The organism is Streptomyces sp. 2-1 (genome assembly GCF_048564895.1).
Lineage (GTDB): Bacteria > Actinomycetota > Actinomycetes > Streptomycetales > Streptomycetaceae > Streptomyces > Streptomyces phaeochromogenes.
On the sequence record NZ_CP183383.1, the window covers coordinates 8,988,944 to 9,008,551 of the forward strand.

The window sequence follows — 19,608 nt, forward strand, 5'->3', positions numbered from 1 at the left end:
GGTCTGATCAGGGTCGCGCTGATCGACGACCAGGCCCTGATGCGCGCCGGGTTCCGGGCCCTCCTGGACGCCGAGGACGGCATCGAGGTGGTCGGTGAGGCCGCCGACGGGGAACAGGGCCTGGCGCTGGTGCGCGCACAGGTCCCGGACATCGCCCTCGTCGACGTCCAGATGCCGGTGATGACGGGCATCGAGGCGACCCGCCGCATCGCCGCCGACCCGGACCTGGCCGGCGTACGCGTGGTGATGCTGACCAACTACGGCCTGGACGAGTACGTCTTCGAGGCGCTGCGGGCCGGTGCCAGCGGCTTCCTGCTCAAGGACACCGAGCCCGCCGACCTGCTCCAGGCCATCGAGGTCGTCGCGCGCGGCGAGGCCCTGCTGTCGCCGTCCGTCACCCGCACGCTGATCGGCGAGTTCGTGGCCCGGCCCCCGGACCGGGCCAGCGCCCCCGGCCTGGAGTGCCTCACCCGCCGCGAGCGCGAGGTCACCGCGCTCGCCGCCCGCGGCCTCACCAACGAGGAGATCGCCGCCCACATGGTCATCAGTCCCTTCACGGTCAAGACCCATGTCAGCCGCGCGATGACCAAGCTGGCCGCACGGGACCGCGCCCAACTGGTCGTGTTCGCCTACGAGTCGGGGCTGGTCGCGGCGCGGGGGACTGTGGAGTGAGGGGCACCGGGGGAGCGGGATGAGGGCGCCGGGGAGCGGAGTGACGGCTTCCGGCGGGGGCTCGTGTGATGATCGGCACGTGATCGCGATACGTCCGAGATCGGTCCGCAGCGTCGCCCTCGCCTGTCTGCTGGTGCTGGGGGTGAGCGGCTGCGGGCTCTCCGCCGAACTGGACCGGGAGAGCAACCCCGAACGCAAGCCCACGCCCACGCCGACACCGGCTGTGGAAGTGCCGACCCGGGCCGCGAATCCGCCCCCGTCCGGGATCCCCACGCACTCTCCGTCCGTACCCGTCCAGGAGGGGCAGGGCTGTCCGCCGTCCGGCCTGCGCTTCCGGGCCGACGAGGGCGACGCGGCCATGGGGCTGCGCGCCATGGGCCTCGACGTCATCAACTGCGGTGATCGCCCATACAAGTTGAACGGCTACCCGTCCGTCACCGTCCTCGACGCCTCGGGCGACGCCTTCCCGGGCGTACGTACCGTCGAAGGCACGGACAAGGTGTTCATGGCGCCGGAGGACCCCGGACCCCGGGCGCTGACCCTCGACCCCGGCGAGAGCGCACACGCGGCGTTGTACTGGCGGATGCACAACCAGGACGGCGTGTATCTGCGCGTGGCCGTGAAGAAGGGGGACGACACCGTGACCGTGCGGCCTCCGTATGCGCTGGACATCGGCCCGGAGAACATCCTGGGGACGTCGGCCTGGCAGCCCTCGGCGTAGCCCTCCGAGTAGGGCGGCGCGGCGGGCTGCGTACGATCGCCGGACGTCTGCCGCAGTCCGGATGCCCGCGCCGCAGTGAGGAGTTCCTCCGTGTTCACGACCCGACCCACGCTCCAGGGCACCTTCGGGATGGTGTCCTCCACGCACTGGCTCGCCTCGCAGTCGGCGATGGCCGTGCTGGAGGACGGCGGCAACGCGTACGACGCCGCCGTCGCCGCCGGATTCGTGCTGCACGTCGTCGAGCCGCACCTCAACGGGCCCGCTGGCGAGGTGCCGATCATCCTCGCCCCGGCGGGTGGCGAGGTACGGGTGCTGTGCGGACAGGGCGTCGCACCGGCCGGGGCCACGATCGCCCACTACAGGGGGCTGGGTTTGGATCTCGTACCCGGTACCGGGCCCCTCGCGGCAGCGGTGCCCGGGGCCTTCGACGCGTGGATGCTGCTTCTGCGCGACCACGGCACGAAGTCCCTGGCGGACGTCCTGAAGTACGCCATCGGGTACGCCGAGGACGGGCACGCGCCCGTGGAGCGCGTCGGCGAGACCGTCGAGACGGTACGGGAGCTCTTCGAGACCGAGTGGACGTCCTCGGCCGACGTGTACCTGTCGGACGGGCAGCCCCCGCGGCCGGGCGAGCTGTTCCGGAATCCGGCGCTGGCCGCGACGTGGAGGCGGTTGGTCGCGGAAGCTGCGGAAGCTGCGGAGGCCGCGGAGGAGGCGGGGGCTCGGGGGGAGGCCGATGCCGGTCGGGAGCCCGGAGCTGCTCAGGAGCCCGGGGCGCGGGACGGCGGCGAGCGGGTCGCCGAGATCGAGGCGGCGCGGCGGATCTGGCGCGAGGGCTTCATCGCGGAGGCGCTGGTACGGCAGGCGGCCCGGCCCACCATGGACACCAGCGGTGAGCGGCACTCCGGCACGCTGACGGCGGCCGACCTGGCCGGCTGGTCCGCGTCCTACGAGGCGCCGGCCACGTACGACTGGCGCGGCTGGACCCTGTGCAAGGCCGGCCCCTGGAGCCAGGGCCCGGTGCTCCTCCAGCAGCTGGCCCTGCTGCCGCCGGAGCTGCCGCGGTACGGCTCCGCCGAGTACGTGCACCTGCTGATCGAGGGCTGCAAGCTCGCGATGGCCGACCGGGAGGCGTGGTACGGGGACGCGGGCGAGGTCCCCCTGGAGGAGCTGCTGTCGGAGGAGTACAACGCCGGCCGGCGGGCGCTGATCGGGGAGAAGGCCTCCTACGAGCTGCGGCCGGGCAGCCCCGGCGGACGGGCCCCACGGCTCAGCGGGCACGCGCGCGTGGTGGCCGCGGGGGAGGACGGCTTCGACGCGCTCGGGGTGCCGGGGGCGGGGGAGCCGACGGTGGCGCAGGCAAGCGGTGCGGCGGGCGCCGGGGAGCCGACGGTGGCTGGAGCTGGAGCTGGAGCTGGAGCTGGGCACTCGGGTGTGGGCGCCCGCCCGGCAGGTGCGGGCCTGGGAGCGCCGACCGTCGCCGAGCCGCCGGCCTCGTCCGTGTCCGGGGAGCCCGACGTCTCCGCCGACGGGGCGACCCGGGGCGACACCTGCCACCTCGACATCGTCGACCGCTGGGGCAACATGGTCGCGGCCACGCCCAGCGGTGGCTGGCTGCAGTCCAACCCGGTCGTGCCCGAGCTGGGCTTCCCGCTCGGCACCCGGCTCCAGATGGCCTGGCTGGACGAGGGGCTGCCCAACTCCCTGACCCCGGGCCGCCGCCCGCGTACGACGCTCACCCCCTCGCTCGCGCTGCGGGACGGGGTGCCGGTCATGGCCTTCGGTACGCCGGGCGGCGATCAGCAGGACCAGTGGCAGCTGCACTTCTTCCTGGCCGTCGCCCTGCGCGCGGAGGTACGCGGCGGCCTGGACCTCCAGGGCGCCATCGACGCCCCGAACTGGCACAACGACAGCTTCCCCGGTTCCTTCTACCCGCGCGGAATGCGCCCCGGCAGCGTCACGGTCGAGTCCCGCACCGACCCGGAGGTGGTGGAGGAGCTGCGCCGCCGCGGCCACGACGTCCAGGTCGGCGACGCCTGGTCCGAGGGCCGGCTGTGCGCGGTGGCGCGGGACCCGCGGACCGGAGTGCTGTCGGCGGCAGCGAACCCGCGGGGGATGCAGGGGTACGCGGTCGGACGCTGAGGCCGGCGCTGACGCGGGCCCTGCTCCCGGCACCGGGGCCCGCCCGGCACGACTCACGCGCCGCTGATCTCGTAACACTCGTTGTTCATGGTGATTCCACCCGGGATACACCGGGCGGGTGTGGATTGTCAGTGGCGCGTGCTCTCATGGAGACATGATCCAGGACATCGAAACCATCGACGAGTTTCTCGCACACCGCACAGCCGACGTGGAAGAGGCCGTCCGTACGGCGGCCGCCACGGAGATCATGCCGCGCTTCCGGCAGCTCGCCGCGCACGAGATAGACGAGAAGAGCGGCCCGCACGACCTGGTCACGGACGCCGACCGCAAGGCCGAGGAGTTTCTCACCGAGGCGCTGGTCAAGCTGCTGCCCGGCTCGGTCGTCGTGGGCGAGGAGGCGGTCCACGCCAACCCCGCGACGTACGAGGCGATCAAGGGCGAGGCGCCGGTCTGGATCGTCGACCCGGTGGACGGCACCCGCCAGTTCGTCCACGGCGACCCCGGCTTCTGCACCCTGGTCGCGCTCGCCCACCGCGGAGTCCTGCTGGCGTCCTGGACGTACGCACCGGCCCGCGACCAACTCGCCGTCGCCGTCCGGGGCAGGGGCGCCCTCCTCGACGGCGAACCCCTCCGCGCCGGCTCGCCCGCCCCCGGCCGTGACCTCGAAGTGGCCACGTCCCACCCGGACTACACGACGGACGACCAGAAGCGCGCGCTCCTCGGCCTCTGGACGGAAGGCGTCAGCCCGCGCGCGTGCGGCTCGGCAGGACTCGAGTACCTCGCCGTCGCCCGGGGCGAGTTGGACGCCACCGCGTTCTCCTGGGAGGCCGCCTGGGACCATGCGGCGGGCCTCCTGCTCGTCGAGGAGGCGGGCGGCGCGCACCTGACGCTCGCGGGGGAGCCCTTCCGTATAACCGGCGGCAACGCGCTCCCGTTCACGGCGGCTCGGGACGCGGCCACGGCCCGCCGGGTCCTCGGGCTGCTGTCGGGCGGCGCCTGACCCGTGACGGCCCGGGGCCGAGACGGGCCAGGGCTGACACGGGCCGTGGCGGGCCGGGGCGGGGCTCTCGGGGGCCCGGCATATCCTGATCCCCAGTGGCCGTCGGCTGACAAAGGAGTCCGAAGGTGCCGTCGATGCTCGATGCCGTCGTGGTGGGTGCGGGGCCGAACGGACTGACGGCTGCCGTGGAGCTGGCCCGGCGCGGCTATTCCGTGGCCGTCTTCGAAGCGCGCGACACGGTCGGGGGAGGCGCCCGCACCGAGGAGCTGACCCTGCCCGGCTTCCGGCACGACCCGTGCTCCGCCGCGCATCCCCTGGGCATCAACTCGCCCGCGTTCCGCGCGATGCCGCTGGCGAGGTACGGCCTGGAGTGGCTGCAGCCCGAACTGCCCATGGCGCACCCCTTCCTGGACGGCACGGCCGCCGTGCTGTCCCGCTCCGTGGCGGAGACGGCCGCCTCGTTCGGACCGCGTGACGCGGGCACGTACCGCAGACTCGTCGAGCCGTTCACGCACACCTGGGACACCCTGGCGCGTGACTTCATGTCCCTGCCGCTCACCGCGCTGCCGCGCGACCCGGTCACCCTCGCCCGGTTCGGTCTGGCCGGACTGCCGCCCTCGACATGGATGATGCGCCGGTTCCGTGACGACCGGGCCAGGGCCCTGTTCGCCGGCCTGGTCGCGCACGTCATGGCCCCGCTGGGCGGGATCGCCACCGGCGCGGTCGGCCTGGTCTTCGCGCTGGCCGCCCACGCCCGGGGCTGGCCCGTCGCCCGCGGCGGCTCCCAGTCGATCTCCGACGCGCTGACCGCGTACCTGAAGGACCTCGGGGGCGCGGTCCACACCGACTACGAGGTCAAGCGTCTCGACGACCTGCCGCCCGCGCGCGCGTACATCTTCGACACCTCGCCCACCGCGCTGGCCCGTATCGCGGGCTTCGGGCGGTACTACGAGCGGTTCCGGTACGGGGCGGGCGTCTTCAAGGTCGACTACGCCCTCGACGGACCGGTGCCGTGGACCGCGAAGGAAGCCCGGGCCGCCGGCACGGTCCAGATCGGCGCGAGCAGCAAGGAGATCGGAACCGCCCTGCGCGCGGCCTCCCGGGAGGGCCGTGCCCCGGATGCGCCGTTCCTGATCACCGTGCAGCCGAGCGTCGTCGACCCGTCCAGGGCACCGGCCGGAAAGCACGTGTTCTGGGCGTACGGCCATGTGCCGAACGGCTGGACCGGGGACCTGACGGACGCGATGGAGCGCCAGCTGGAGCGGTTCGCGCCCGGTTTCCGGGACCGCGTCCTCGCCCGCGCCACGGCGGGCCCGCCCGAACTCGCCGCGCGCAACGCCAACTACGTGGGCGGCGACATCGCCTGCGGCGCGGCCTCCGGCCTCCAGCTGATGCTGCGCCCCAAGCTGTCCCTGTTCCCGTACAGCACCCCGCACCCGGCCGTGTTCATCTGCTCCTCGGCCACCCCGCCGGGCGCCGGCGTGCACGGCATGTCGGGGCACAACGCGGCCAAGGCCGTGTGGAGGAGACTGCGCCAGTCATGACCGCCATCGAGTTCGTCCAGGGCGACATCACCCGGCAGAGCGTGGACGCGATCGTCAACGCGGCGAACTCCTCCCTGCTGGGCGGCGGGGGCGTGGACGGCGCCATCCACCGGCGCGGCGGCCCCGAGATCCTCGCCGAGTGCCGCAAGCTCCGCGCCGGCCACTACGGCAAGGGCCTGCGTACGGGCCAGGCCGTCGCCACCACGGCGGGCAGGCTGGACGCGCGCTGGGTGATCCACACGGTCGGCCCCGTCTTCAGCCCGAGCGAGGACCGCTCGGAGCTGCTGGCCTCCTGCTACCGGGAGTCGCTGCGGGTCGCCGACGAACTGGGCGCGCGGACCGTCGCGTTCCCGGCCGTCTCCGCCGGTATCTACGGCTGGCCGATGGACGACGCCGCCCGCATCGCGGTCGGGACGGTACGGGACACCGAGACGGCGGTCACCGAGGCCAGGTTCGTCCTCTTCGACGAGCGGGCGTACGAGGCATTCACCGCGCAGGCTCGCTGACCTGCCCTGAGGGTCCGAGGGCCGCCGCCGGGCTTCTTGCCCGTCAGCCCGCGGGCCAACTCATGACCCGTCAGCCCTCAGGATCACACAAAGTCCGACAGGGTCATTGCTCCGATTGTGTTCGGGTCTTAGGGTTTTCTGTGGCTCAGTACGTGTCTTTGTCCTCAGCGGTCGCATTCTGTCCTGACATCAACTTCCGTCTGTCAGTCGCTTCGACCAGCTCGACAGAGCTGACGCTCCCTCAGTTCGCGCACCCCCACATGTCGTACCGAGGAAGGCCACAGTCATGCCGCACCCGCACGCCCAGATGCCCCCCGTCAGCCGCCGTCGACTGCTTGAGGGAGGGGCCGCCGTCCTCGGTGTGCTCGCCCTGCCCGCGTCGTCAGCCCCGACGCACGCCGCCGAAAGGCCCGGGGCCGCAGCCGGCACACCGGAGTGGAACGGCGCCATCGACGTCTTCCGGGTGGGGACCGAGCCGCCCCACACCACACTCACCCCGTACGCGGACGTCGGACAGGCGCTGGCCGGCGACCGTACGCGCTCGCCGTACCGGATGAGCCTCGACGGTAAGTGGAAGTTCGCCTACGCCGACCGCCCCGACGACCGGGACACCGACTTCCACCGCACGGACGTCGACGACAGCTCCTGGGACACCATCCCGGTCCCCTCCGCGTGGCAGGTGCACGGCTACGACTTCCCGATCTACATCAACATCACGTATCCCTACTGGGGCCCCAACGGCCTGGGCGAGGAGCCGCAGCCGCCGGCCGCCCCGACCCGCTACAACCCCGTGGGCCAGTACCGGCGCACCTTCACCGTCCCCGAGGGATGGGACGGGCGGCGGACGTTTCTGCACTTCGAGGGCGTGAAGTCCGCCCACTACGTGTGGATCAACGGCGAGTTGGTGGGCTACAGCGAGGACTCCTACGTCCCCGCCGAGTACGACATCACCCCGCACCTCAAGCGCGGCACCAACCAGATCGCGGTGGAGGTGTACCGCTACTCCGACGGCGACTGGCTGGAGGACCAGGACATGATCCGGCTGAGCGGCATCTTCCGCTCGGTCCATCTGTACTCCACGCCGGCCGTGCACCTGCGCGACTTCAAGCTGGACACCCCGCTGAGCGACGACTACAAGGCCGCCGAATTGTCGGTCACCGCGAGCGTGCGCGCCTACGGAGACGCCAAGGGCAAGGCCGGCGGTGGCGGCAGTGGGCGGTACTCCGTCGAGACGCAGCTCTACGACGCGCGCGGGCACGCCGTCTGGTCCCGTCCGCTGCAGCAGACCGTCGACCTCGGCTCGGCCCCGGCCGGCGAGGACGTGACCGTACAGGCCGCCAGGGCCGTGCCCGCGCCGAAGCTGTGGTCGGCCGAGGACCCGTACCTCTACACGGCCGTGCTGCGGCTGCGCGATCCGGCGGGCAAGGTCGTCGAGACGCTCTCGCACCGGGTCGGCCTGCGCGAGTTCGCGCTCAAGGGCGGGCTGATGCGCATCAACGGCAGACCCGTCTCCTTCCGGGGCACCAACCGGCACGAGATGCACCCCGACCGCGGCACCGCGCTCACCAGGGCGGACCTCGTCAGGGACATGGAGATCGTCAAGCGGTTGAACATCAACACGGTCCGCACCTCGCACTACCCCAACAACACGCTCTGGTACGAACTCGCCGACGAGTACGGCCTGTACCTCGTCGACGAGACCAACCTCGAGACCCACGGCATCCGCGGCGAGTACCCGGGCAACCACGCCGACTGGAGCAGGGCGTGTGTGTCCCGCGCCCAGAACATGGTCCACCGGGACAAGAACCACGCTTCCGTCGTCATCTGGTCCCTCGGCAACGAGGCGGGCGGCGGCAGCACGTTCGTCGCCATGCACGACTGGATCCGCTCCTACGATCCGACACGTGTCATCCAGTACGAGGGCGACGACCGCCCGGGGATCAGCGACATCCGCTCGGAGATGTACGACAGCCCCGCGCGCGTCGAGCAGCGGGCGAAGGACACCGCCGACACTCGCCCGTACGTCATGATCGAGTACTCCCACTCGATGGGGAACTCGACGGGCAACTTCCAGAAGTACTGGGACCTCATCCGCCGCCACGACGTCCTCCAGGGCGGCTGGATCTGGGACTTCGTCGACCAGTCACTGAGCTGGCCGACCCCGAGGCGGGTGCTGTTCACCGAGGCCGGGCCCGGCAGGGTGCGCGGTGAGATCCAGGCGGGCAGCGCGACCTTCGACCGCGAGAAGGGCCTGTCCGGCAGTACCGTCTTCGCCCGTGACACCGGCCTGGACATCACCGGCTCGCTGACGCTGGAGGCCTGGGTCACCCCGTCCGTGACCGGCTATCACCAGCCGCTCATCGCCAAGGGCGACACCCAGTACGCCCTGAAGCAGTCGGACAGGACCCTGGAGTTCTTCATCCACGGCGGCGGCCAGTGGATCACCGCGAACTGGGCGCTGCCGGACGACTGGACCGGCAAGGAACACCACGTCGCGGGTGTCTTCGACGCGGACGCGGGCGCGTTGACCCTCTACGTCGACGGCGCGGCGAAGGCCACCAGGACCACCACCCGGCGGCCCGCAAACAACACCGCACCACTGTCGCTCGCCACCGACGTCGACAACCCGACCCGGGAGTTCAGCGGCACGATCCGGCGGGCGCGCGTGTACGCCCGCGCCCTGTCCGCGACCGAACTCGCCTCGGACGGGCGCGGACCCGGCGACGACGGGGTGCGGTTCTGGTTCGACGCGGCCACCGTCAAGGTCACCGAGAAACGGCCGAAGGAGCGCACGTTCTTCGCGTACGGCGGCGACTGGGGCGACCACCCCAACGACGGGGCCTTCGTCGCGGACGGCATCGTCACCGCCGACCGCGGACACACGGGCAAGGCCGCGGAGGTCAAGCAGGTCTACCAGGCGATCAACGCTGCACCGGCGTCCGGCAAATCCCTCGCCGCCGGAGCCGCGGTCACCCTCACCAACGAGTACCTGTTCACCAACCTCCGTGAATTCGACGGAAGTTGGAGCCTGGTCGAAGACGGCGAGGTCGTACGGCGCGGGAAGCTGAGCCGCGCCCAGCTGGACGTTCCGCCGCTCAGCAGCAAGGACGTCACCGTGCCCTTCAGGCTGCCGGCCGACCCGGCGCCCGGCGCGGAGTACTTCCTGCACCTGTCCTTCACCACCAAGGAACGCACGAAGTGGGCGAAGGCCGGCTTCGAGGTGGCCAAGAAGCAGCTCCCGGTCGACGCCGACAGCCCGGCCGTACGGCCCGTTCCGCTGGAGCGCGTCCCCGCCCTGAGCCACCAGGACGGCGAACGGTCCATCGTGGTGAAGGGCAAGTCCTTCTCCGTCACCGTCGACAAGCGCACGGGCGTCATCACGTCGTACGAGGCCCGCGGCACCCGACTGATCACCTCCGGGCCCGTGCCGAACTTCTGGCGGGCGCCGATCGACAACGACAGGGGCAACGGCCAGCATGTCCGCAACCAGACCTGGCGCGACGCGGGGACCCTGCGGAAGGTGACGGACGTCAGCGTGCGAGCCCTGCGCGACCGGGCCGTCGAGATCAAGGTCGCCGGGACCCTGCCCACGACCACCGAATCGACGTACACCACCACGTACACGGTCTTCGGCAACGGCGAGATCAGGGTCGACAACACCCTGCACCCCGGTGCGGCGAACCTGCCGTACATCCCGGAGGTCGGCACCCTGCTGTTCCTGCCGGGCCGGCTGGAGCGCCTGCACTACTACGGCCGCGGCCCCGAGGAGAACCACTGGGACCGCAACACCGGCACCGACGTGGGCCTCTACTCCGGGACCGTCTCCGGGCAGTGGACGTCCTACATCCGCCCGCAGGAGAACGGCAACAAGACCGACGTCCGCTGGGCCGCCCTGACCGACCGCGGCGGCGCCGGACTGCTCGTCTCCGGCGAACCTCTCCTTGAAGTCAACGCCTCGCACTTCACACCCGAGGACCTGTCGGTCGGCACGCGCCACGACTACCAGCTGACCCCGCGCGACGAGGTCGTACTCCGCCTGAACCACCGGCAGATGGGGGTGGGCGGCGACAACAGCTGGGGCGCGCACACGCACGACGAGTACAAGCTCTTCGCCGACCGGGACTACTCCTATACGTACCGGTTGCGGCCGTTGACTGACGTCGACATGGCGATGGCGGCGTCGCGGCGGCCCACGGCGGGGGAGTTCTCCGGGTAGTGCGGCGGGGAGTTCTCCGGGTAGTACGGCGCGGAGTTCTCCGACGAAGTTCTCCGAGGAGCGGCGACACGCCCACCGTCCGGTCTCCGATGCTTTCGATCTTGTGTTTGGTGAGACGTAGGCTCGCCACAGCAGGGGAGAACGGCTCGGGGACCGTACGGGGTGGGGCATGGTGCACGACTACGAACTGATCCGGCCGGTGCCGGAGTTGCTCAAGCGGCATGCGGGTAGGGCGGGTGACCGGGTCGCGTTCTCGGACTCCGTGCGTGGTGTGACGTACGGGGAACTGGAGCGGCGCACCGGGAAGTTGGCCGGTCACCTGGCGGGGGCGGGGCTCCGCCGGGGTGACCGGGTCGCGGTTCTGCTGGGCAACTGCGTTGAGCTGGTGGAGAGTTGCCTTGCCGTGACGCGAGCAAGTGGGGTCGGTGTCCTGCTGAATCCCCGCTCTTCCGACGCGGAGCTCGCGCACCTGCTGGCGGACAGTGGCGCTTCGGTGATCGTCACGGATCGGGCGCACCTTGGCCAACTGGCGAGACTGGGTGGGGAGTTCGCTCGTCTCCGGGTGCTGATCACCGGGGTGGGGCCGGTTCCAGCGGAGGCCCCCGACGGGACCGTACTCCTCGATACGGCGATGGCGGGCGAGGGCGCCGGACCGCCGCGGGACGATCTCGGACTCGACGAGCCGGCCTGGCTGCTCTACACCTCAGGAACCACCCACCGGCCCAAGGGAGTTGTGTCCACGCAGCGCACTGCGCTCTGGTCGGCGCAGGCCTGTTACGCGCCGATCATCGGGCTCTCGCCCGGGGATCGGCTGCTGTGGCCGCTCCCGCTGTTCCACAGTTTCGGGCACTCGCTCGCCGTGATGGGCGTCATCGCCACCGGTGCGAGCGCGCACATCACTGGGGAACTCCTCCCGCCCGGTGGGCTGTTGCGCGTACTCGACGAGGCGCATGGGGTGCACGATCGGTCCGAGGGACGCTTCACGTTGATGGCCGGTGTCCCCGCGACCTACCACCGGCTGGTGTCCGCGGCCGGAGAGAGCGCCGGACCCGCCCGCACCGGGCTGCGGCACTGCGTCGTCGCGGGCGCGCCCAGTCCGCCGTCGCTCGCCCGGGCCGTCGAGGAGGTGCTCGGGGCACCGCTGCTGGACGCGTACGGCAGCACCGAGACGTGCGGGATGATCGCCGTGAACCGGCCGGACGGGCCCAGGGTCGACGGCTCGTGCGGGCTTCCGGTGCCCGGCATGGACGTACGGCTCGTCGATCCCCGCTCCGGGCAGGAGGTCGCGGACGGCGACGAGGGCGAGGTGTGGGTGCGCGGACCCGGGCTCATGACCGGCTACCACAACCAGCCCGAGGCGACGGCCGCCGCGCTCAAGGACGGCTGGTACCGCACCGGGGACCTGGCCCGCCGGGTCGAGCACGGCCATCTCGCCCTCACCGGCCGGGTCAGCGAACTGATCATCACCGGCGGCGAGAACATCCACCCCACCGAGATCGAACAGGCCCTGCTCAGCTGCCCCGGAGTGGCCGACGCCGTCGTCGTGGGCGCCCCGCACGACGTCCTCGGCGAGGTCCCGGTCGCCTTCGTCGTGCCCGGTCCCGGTGGGCTCGACCCGCAGCGCGTGCTGAGGACGTGCCGCACGCTGCTGTCCGAACACAAGGTGCCCGCGGAGATCCACGAGATCGCCGCGGTGCCGCGTACGGCGTCCGGCAAGATCGCGCGCCGCGCGGTTGTTCCGGGTCTGGCGCGGCCCGCACCCGACCTTCGTTTCCAGCCCGGTACACCTGAAACACCCGAGACGGCCGGGGTGTCCGCAGCCGAAGTACCTGAAAAGCCGGGCCTGTTGAGCGCCTCGGCCTCGGCGCTGCGCGAGCGGCTGGCCCCGCTCTCCCAGGAGGAACGCGAGCGCGTGCTGCGCGAGACCGTGCTCTCCGTGACGGCGGAGGTCCGCGGCGAGCAGCCGTACGAACGGCGGGACGCGGAGCGCCCTTTCATCGAGTTGGGGCTCACTTCCCTGGGCGCCGTCACGCTGATCGAACGGCTGGGCACGGCGACCGGGCTGCGGCTGCCGACCACGCTCGTCTACGACTCCCCGACGCCCGCCGAGGTGGCGCGGCACCTGCGGACCGTCCTCTTCGCCCCGGGGGCAGCGGGTGCCGATAGCTCCGCGGCCGGACCCGGCGAGGACGACGACCCGGTGGTCGTCGTCGCCATGGGCTGCCGCTACCCCGGTGACGTCGAGTCGCCGGAGGACCTGTGGCGGCTGGTCTCCGAAGGCAGGGACGCCGTCTCGGAGTTCCCCGCCGACCGGGGCTGGGACCTGGCCGCCCTGTACGACCCCGATCCGGACCGCCTCGGGACGTCGTACGCGCGCAGTGGCGGATTCCTGCACCGGGCCGCCGAGTTCGACGCGGGCCTGTTCGGGATCTCGCCGCGCGAGGCGCTGGCCATGGACCCGCAGCAGCGACTGCTCCTTGAGACCTCGTGGGAGGTCTGGGAGCGCGCCGGGATCGACCCGGCGTCCCTGCGCGACAGCGACACGGGCGTGTTCGTCGGCGTGATGTACGCCGACTACGCCGACCGATTCGGCACCGAGCCCCACGAGTTGGAGGCGCACCTCGGTCTGGGCTCGGCCGGGAGCGTCGCCTCCGGGCGGATCGCCTACACGTACGGGTTGCGCGGCCCGGCGATCACCCTCGACACCGCGTGCTCGGCCTCGTTGGTGTCGCTGCACTGGGCGGCGCGTGCGCTGCGCGCGGGCGAGTGCTCGATGGCCCTGGCGGGCGGTGTCACGGTGATGGCGACACCGAGGTCGTTCACCATGTTCAGCAGGCAGCGCGGGCTGTCGCCCGACGGCCGCTGCAAGTCGTTCTCCTCGTCGGCGGACGGCACCGGCTGGGGCGAGGGCGTCGGGCTCGTCCTGCTGGAGCGGCTGTCCGACGCGCGGCGCAACGGACATCCGGTGCTGGCCGTGCTGCGGGGTTCCGCCGTCAACTCCGACGGGGCGTCCAACGGGCTCACCGCGCCCAACGGCCAGGCTCAGCGGCAGCTCATCGCCCGCGCACTCGCCGACGCCGGGCTCCGCGGGAGCGACGTCGACGCGGTGGAGGGGCACGGCACCGGCACGAAGCTCGGCGATCCGATCGAGGCGAGCGCCCTGCTGGCCACGTACGGACAGGACCGCGCCCCGGAGCAGCCGCCGCTCTGGCTGGGCTCGGTCAAGTCCAACCTCGGGCACACCCAGGCCGCCGCCGGGGTCGCCGGAGTCATCAAGATGGTGCAGGCCATGCGGCACGAGGAGCTGCCCGCGACACTGCACGCCGAGACGCCGTCCCCGCACGTCGACTGGTCCTCGGGCCGGGTGGAGCTGCTGACCGCTGCCAGGCCCTGGCCGTCGTCGCCCGACCGGCCGCGCCGGGCGGGCGTGTCGGCGTTCGGGATCGGCGGGACCAACGCCCACGTGATCCTCGAAGAGGCGCCGGCGGGGCAGGAAATGGCGTTGGCGGTGCGGGAAGCGGCGCCGGCGGTCCGGGAAGTGCCGCTCGCACCGCCCACGGGCCGACGGCAGCCCGCTCGATCGGCCGAGCGCGCTGAGACGGCCGAGCACGCTGAGCCGGCTGGGGTGGCGGACACGGCCGGTGTGACGGACCCGGCTGGTACGACGCCACTGCCCCGGTTGCCCCGCCTGCCCTGGCTGCTCTCCGGAGCCGACGAGCAGGCCCTGCGCGGCCAAGCACGACGACTGGCCGCCGAGTTGACCGCCAGGCCCGCCGCGCTCACCTCCGCCGACTCGGCCGACATCGCCCTTTCGCTCGCCGTGTCGAGGTCGGCGCTGACGCATCGCGCCGCCATCGCCCCGGGGGAGGGGGAGTTGGCAGGACTCCGGGCCCTCGCGGAGGGTGAGCGTGCCCCAGGAAACGTGCAGGGCATCGCCGACCCCGGCATCCGCACCGCATTCCTGTTCACCGGGCAGGGCGCCCAACGCATCGGGATGGGAAGGGAGTTGGCGGACTCCTTCCCTGCCTTCGCGACCGCCTTCGACGAGGTGTGCAAGGAACTCGACGGACGGCTCGAACGTCCGCTGCACACGGTGGTGTTCGCGCAGGACGGTTCACCGGACGCCGCGCTCCTCGACCGTACGGACTTCACCCAGGCCGCTCTGTTCGCCTTCGAGGTGGCGCTGTTCCGGCTGCTGGAATCCTGGGGCGTACGGCCCGACTTCCTGGTCGGACACTCAGTCGGCGAACTGGCCGCGGCGCATGTCGCCGGGGTGCTGGACCTGCCGGACGCCGCCGCCCTCGTCGCCGCCCGAGGCCGCCTGATGCAGGCGCTGCCTGAGGGCGGGGCGATGGTCGCCCTGTACGCGGCCGAGGACGAGGTCGGCCCCGTGCTGACCGACCTCGGTCTCACGGACCGGGTCGCGATCGCCTCCGTGAACGGGCCGCGCTCCGTGGTGATCTCCGGCGTACGCGAAGCCGTGCTCGCCGTCGCCGACGTGTTCGCGGAGCGTGGGCGGAGGACCGTACGGCTGCGGGTGAGCCATGCCTTCCACTCGCCGCTGGTGGAGCCGATGCTCGACGAATTCCGGCGCGTGGCCGAGGAGTTGACGTACCGATCCCCGCGGATTCCGGTGGTCTCCACCGTGTCGGGTCGTCCGGCCGACGCCGAGGCCGGGGAACTCTGCTCGGCGGAGTACTGGGTACGGCATGCCCGTCTGCCGGTGCGGTTCGCGGACGCCGTGCGGTGGCTCGGCGAGAACGAGGACGTCGGGGCCCTCCTGGAGGTCGGTCCCGGACCCGTGCTCACCGCGGCGGCCGAGGGTGTGCTGTCGCGTCCCGGCATCGACGGCGGTGCCGAATTCGGCGCGGCCGTGGGGCAGTTGTCGGGCGAGTCCGGCTTGCGGGAAGCCGAGTCGCTGCTGTCGGCCGTGGCCCGGCTGCATGTGCGCGGTGCGGGAGTCGACTGGGCCGCCGTGTTCGCCGATTCGGGGGCGCGGCGGGTCGATCTGCCGACGTACGCCTTCCAGCGGCGGCGGTACTGGCTGGACGCTCCCCGTGCGGGTGCGGGTGCGGGTGCTGGTGTCGGGGCCCGGTCCGACGCGCATGGGCATCCGCTGCTCGGCCCGGCGTTCACTGTGCCGGACACGGACCGGACGGTACTGTCCGGGCGGCTCTCGACGGTGGCCCAGCCCTGGCTCGGCGACCACGTGGTCGCGGGGAGGGTCCTCGTCCCCGCGACGGCCTTCGTGGAGATGGCCGTACGCGCCGGAGACGAGGTCGGTTGCGCCCGCCTGGACGAACTCGTGGTCGTGGCGCCGCTCGTGCTGTCCGGCGGTGCGGGGGTGCAGGTCCAGGTGGTGGTCGGGCCGTTGGACGACTCCGGGCGGCGTTCCGTCGACGTGTACTCGCGGCCGGACGAGCTGGGTGAGTCGGACGAGCCGGGTGGGTCGGAGGATGCGGAAGAGGGCTGGACCCGGCATGTCACAGGGGCGATGAGCGGGGCGCCGTCGGCAACGGCAGACCCGTCGGAGAGCGACCTGAAGGTGTGGCCTCCTGAAGGCGCCGTAGAGGTACAACTCACCGACGCCTACGAGACGTTGGGGGACGGTGAACTCGGCTACGGGCCCGCGTTCCAGGGCGTCCGTGCCATGTGGCGGCGGGGAGCGGAACTCTTCGCGGAGGTCCGACTCCCCGAGGAACAGACCCCGGACGCGGCCCGCTTCGGCATACATCCGGCCCTGCTGGACGCGGCGGTGCACAGCATGCTGCTCGCCGGGCCCGGCTCAGAGGCTGGATTCGACTCCGAGCCAGGCTCGGGTTCCGTACGGCTGCCATTCGCGTGGAGTGGTGTGCAGTTGTACGCCGATGGGGCGTCCGAGGTACGGGTTCGGCTGACGCCGACGAGTCCGGGGGCCGTCACGGTGACCCTCGCCGACACGGCGGGGCGGCCGGTGGCCGGAGTCGAGTCACTGGTCACCCGAGAACTGCCCGGCGGCCAGCTGGATTCGGCGGACGACGTGGTGCGGCGGGCGTTGCTGCGGCCCGACTGGACGCCGGTCGTCCCGGTTGCCCCGGCCCCGGTCGCTAACCCGTCTGCCGACTCCGATGGCGGGGCCTGGACGGTGCTCGGGCCGGACGAGTTGGGGCTCGCCGTGTACGTTCCGTCGGCGGGGAAGCCTTCTGCGTCCGACGTCGTAGTGCTCACGGCCCTCACCCCCGCCGCGACCCCCGACCCCGTCTCCGCAACCCACCAACTGACCGCCAGAGTCCTGGAAGCACTGCGGACCTGGCAGGCCAATCCACAGGCGGCTGGTTCACGGCTGCTCGTCGTCACCCGGGACGCCACCGCACCGGTCCCGGACCTGGCCGGAGCCGCGGCATGGGGCCTCGTCCGCACAGCCCAGTCGGAGATGCCGGGCAGTGTCGTCCTGGTCGACGTGGACGGACGGCCGGAGTCCCTGCGGATGCTGTCCGAGGCGGTGGCTACCGGTGAACCCCAACTCTCCATCCAATCCGGTCGGTTGATGGCACCGCGGCTCGTCGCGGCCTCCGCCGGACCGCTTCGAGCGACCTCCGCCGCCGGACGGCTGGAAACCGGAGCCTTCGGACCACACGGCACCGTGCTGATCACCGGCGGCACGGGCGCGCTCGGCGCGGAGCTGGCCCGGCATCTGGTCACCGATCACGGCGTACGGCACCTGCTCCTCACCGGGCGACGCGGCCCGAAGGCGCCGGGCGCGGCCGAACTGCGTACGGAGTTGCGGGAGTTGGGCGCCGAGGTGCGCGTGGTCGCGTGCGACGCGGCCGACCGTTCCGCCCTGGCCGAGGTGATCGGGCTCTGCGAGCCTCCGTTGAGCGCCGTGGTCCACGCGGCGGGGGTGCTCGACGACGGCGTACTGGACTCGCTCACGCCGGAGCGGATGGCGGCGGTGCTGCGGCCCAAGGTGGACGCGGCCTGGCACCTTCATGAGCTGACCCGTGATCTGGACCTGTCGGCGTTCGTGCTGTTCTCCTCGGCGTCGGGGCTGCTCGGCAGGCCCGGCCAGGGCAACTACGCGGCGGCGAACTCCTTCCTGGACGCCCTCGCCCACCACCGCCTCTCGCTGGGGCTGCCCGCCGTCTCCCTCGCGTGGGGGCTGTGGGAGCACGACGGCGGCATGGCGGGCCGGCACCGCGAGGCAACGGGCCGGGACCTGGTCCGGGCGATCTCCCCGGAGCAGGGCATGGCGCTGTTCGACGCGGCGCTGCGCACCGACGAGCCCGTCCTCGCGCCCGTCCTGCTGGACCGGGCCGTACTCCGGGCCGCCGACGGGCCCGTACCACCGCTGTTGCGGGGGCTCGTACGCACGGGACGGCCGTCGGTCACCTCCGGAACCGGAACCGGAACCGGAGCCGGAATCGGAACCGGCGTTGGTGTCGGCGGCGGCACGCAGGTCGCGGCGGAGCAGGGCGCATGGCGCGAGCGGTTGGCGGGGCTGCCCGACGAGGAACGCGAGGGCGCGCTCGCAGCGCTGGTGCGTGACACGGTCGCCGTGGTCCTCGGATACCCCGACGGCGACGCGCTCCCCGTCGGCAAGCCCCTCGCCGACCTCGGCTTCGACTCCCTGATGGCGGTCCAGCTCCGCAACGGGCTCACCACGGCCACGGGGCTCTGGCTGCCCGCCACGGTGGTGTTCGACCACCCCACGGCGGACGCGCTCGCCAGGCATCTGCTCGACTTGATCAGCGGCGAAACGCCCGAGGCACCGGAGCCGAATCAGGAACAGGCGCAGGCGCAGGCGCAGGAACGGGTGCCGGATCCGGAGCCGAGGCAGACGCCGTGGCCGGACGAGAGCCCAGTTCACGGCCCGCATCCGAAGAGGCAGCCCGCTCCCGCGCCCACCCCTGCGCCCGCCCCCACCGCCACGCGCACCGACCTCGTGCCCCGCCCCTCCCAGACCCTCGCCGCCCTCTACCGCACGCTCTGCGCGAAGGGCGAGGTGACCGCGGGCATGCACATGCTGGTCTCGGCGTCCCGCGCGCTGCCGACGTTCGGCGCGGACGAGAGCCGGGCGCACGCCCTCCCACCCGTCCGCCGGGCCGAGGGCCCCGCCCGTCCCGTGCTCGTCTTCCTTGCCGGACACCATCCGCCCTTCGCCGTACCGGGAGGAGAGTTCGCCGACTTCCATCGCTGTTTCGACGGCGAACGGGACGTACTGGAACTCCCGCACCCGGGCCTCGGCACGGGCGCCGCCGTGCCCGTCGACCGGGAGGCGCTGGCGCGCACCCACGCCGAGACGGTGCTGCGGCACGTCGGCGACCGCCCCTTCGTGCTCGTGGGAGCGTCAACGGGGGGTGCCGCAGCCCACGCCTTGACCCGGGAGCTCGAACGGCTCGGGACGCCTCCGGCGGGCCAGATCCTGCTCGACACGTACCTCATCGACGAAGAGAACAGCCGCAAGGACTGGCTGCTCGCCCTGCCCGCCGCCGTCGCACCCCGCCTGTATGAGGACACCGGCGTCGCCGCCATGGGGGCGTACACGCGGATCTTCATGGACTGGGACCCGGAACCGGTCGAGACGCCGACCCTGCTGGTCCGGGCCACGCACTCCACGCCGGAGATGGCGGCGGGACCGGACGCGGACCGCTGGCGGACCTCGTGGCCGCTGCCGCACGAGAGTGTGGACGTCCCGGGCGACCATCTGACCCTCCTCCGGGAACACGCCCGTACGACGGCGTCCGCGGTCCGCACCTGGATCGGCACCCTCGGTGGGGCGAAGGGAGGCCTCCTTGAGTAGCGGAGGGAGACGTCCTCAGGTAGCAGAG

General features: G+C 72.4%; 8 protein-coding genes. All 8 read left to right on the forward strand.

Annotated elements, in window-relative coordinates:
- Nucleotides 1-3: 3 nt before the first annotated feature.
- The 8 genes from ACN20J_RS39500 to ACN20J_RS39535 all read left to right on the forward strand — a co-directional run bounded on the left by ACN20J_RS39500 (nt 4) and on the right by ACN20J_RS39535 (nt 19,580).
- Nucleotides 4-672, forward strand: a complete 669-nt coding sequence (locus ACN20J_RS39500; RefSeq protein ID WP_419669037.1) for a response regulator — start codon at nt 4-6, stop codon at nt 670-672.
- Between the two features lie 79 nt (nt 673-751).
- Nucleotides 752-1,393, forward strand: coding sequence for a DUF4232 domain-containing protein (locus tag ACN20J_RS39505; protein WP_361999170.1), 642 nt, complete (start codon nt 752-754; stop codon nt 1,391-1,393).
- A 90-nt stretch (nt 1,394-1,483) separates the two neighbouring features.
- The gene (locus ACN20J_RS39510) at nt 1,484-3,535 is read left to right on the forward strand and encodes a gamma-glutamyltransferase family protein (RefSeq protein ID WP_419667776.1); all 2,052 of its coding nucleotides are present in this window, start codon (nt 1,484-1,486) and stop codon (nt 3,533-3,535) included.
- Nucleotides 3,536-3,689: 154 nt separating this feature from the next.
- On the forward strand, nt 3,690-4,535 hold the full coding sequence (locus ACN20J_RS39515) for an inositol monophosphatase family protein (protein WP_190227152.1): 846 nt from the start codon (nt 3,690-3,692) through the stop codon (nt 4,533-4,535).
- 134 nt (nt 4,536-4,669) lie between these two features.
- Nucleotides 4,670-6,079 carry a phytoene desaturase family protein gene (locus tag ACN20J_RS39520; protein WP_189841027.1) on the forward strand — a complete coding sequence of 470 codons (1,410 nt, stop codon included), beginning with the start codon at nt 4,670-4,672 and terminating at the stop codon, nt 6,077-6,079.
- Nucleotides 6,076-6,585 carry an O-acetyl-ADP-ribose deacetylase gene (locus ACN20J_RS39525; RefSeq protein WP_189840874.1) on the forward strand — a complete coding sequence of 170 codons (510 nt, stop codon included), beginning with the start codon at nt 6,076-6,078 and terminating at the stop codon, nt 6,583-6,585. The genes ACN20J_RS39520 and ACN20J_RS39525 overlap by 4 nt, the downstream gene beginning before the upstream one ends.
- Nucleotides 6,586-6,871: 286 nt before the next feature.
- Nucleotides 6,872-10,801 carry a glycoside hydrolase family 2 TIM barrel-domain containing protein gene (locus ACN20J_RS39530; RefSeq protein ID WP_419667777.1) on the forward strand — a complete coding sequence of 1,310 codons (3,930 nt, stop codon included), beginning with the start codon at nt 6,872-6,874 and terminating at the stop codon, nt 10,799-10,801.
- 169 nt (nt 10,802-10,970) lie between these two features.
- Nucleotides 10,971-19,580: a type I polyketide synthase gene (locus ACN20J_RS39535; protein ID WP_419667778.1), complete on the forward strand. Its 8,610-nt coding sequence runs from the start codon at nt 10,971-10,973 to the stop codon at nt 19,578-19,580.
- Nucleotides 19,581-19,608: the final 28 nt, after the last annotated feature.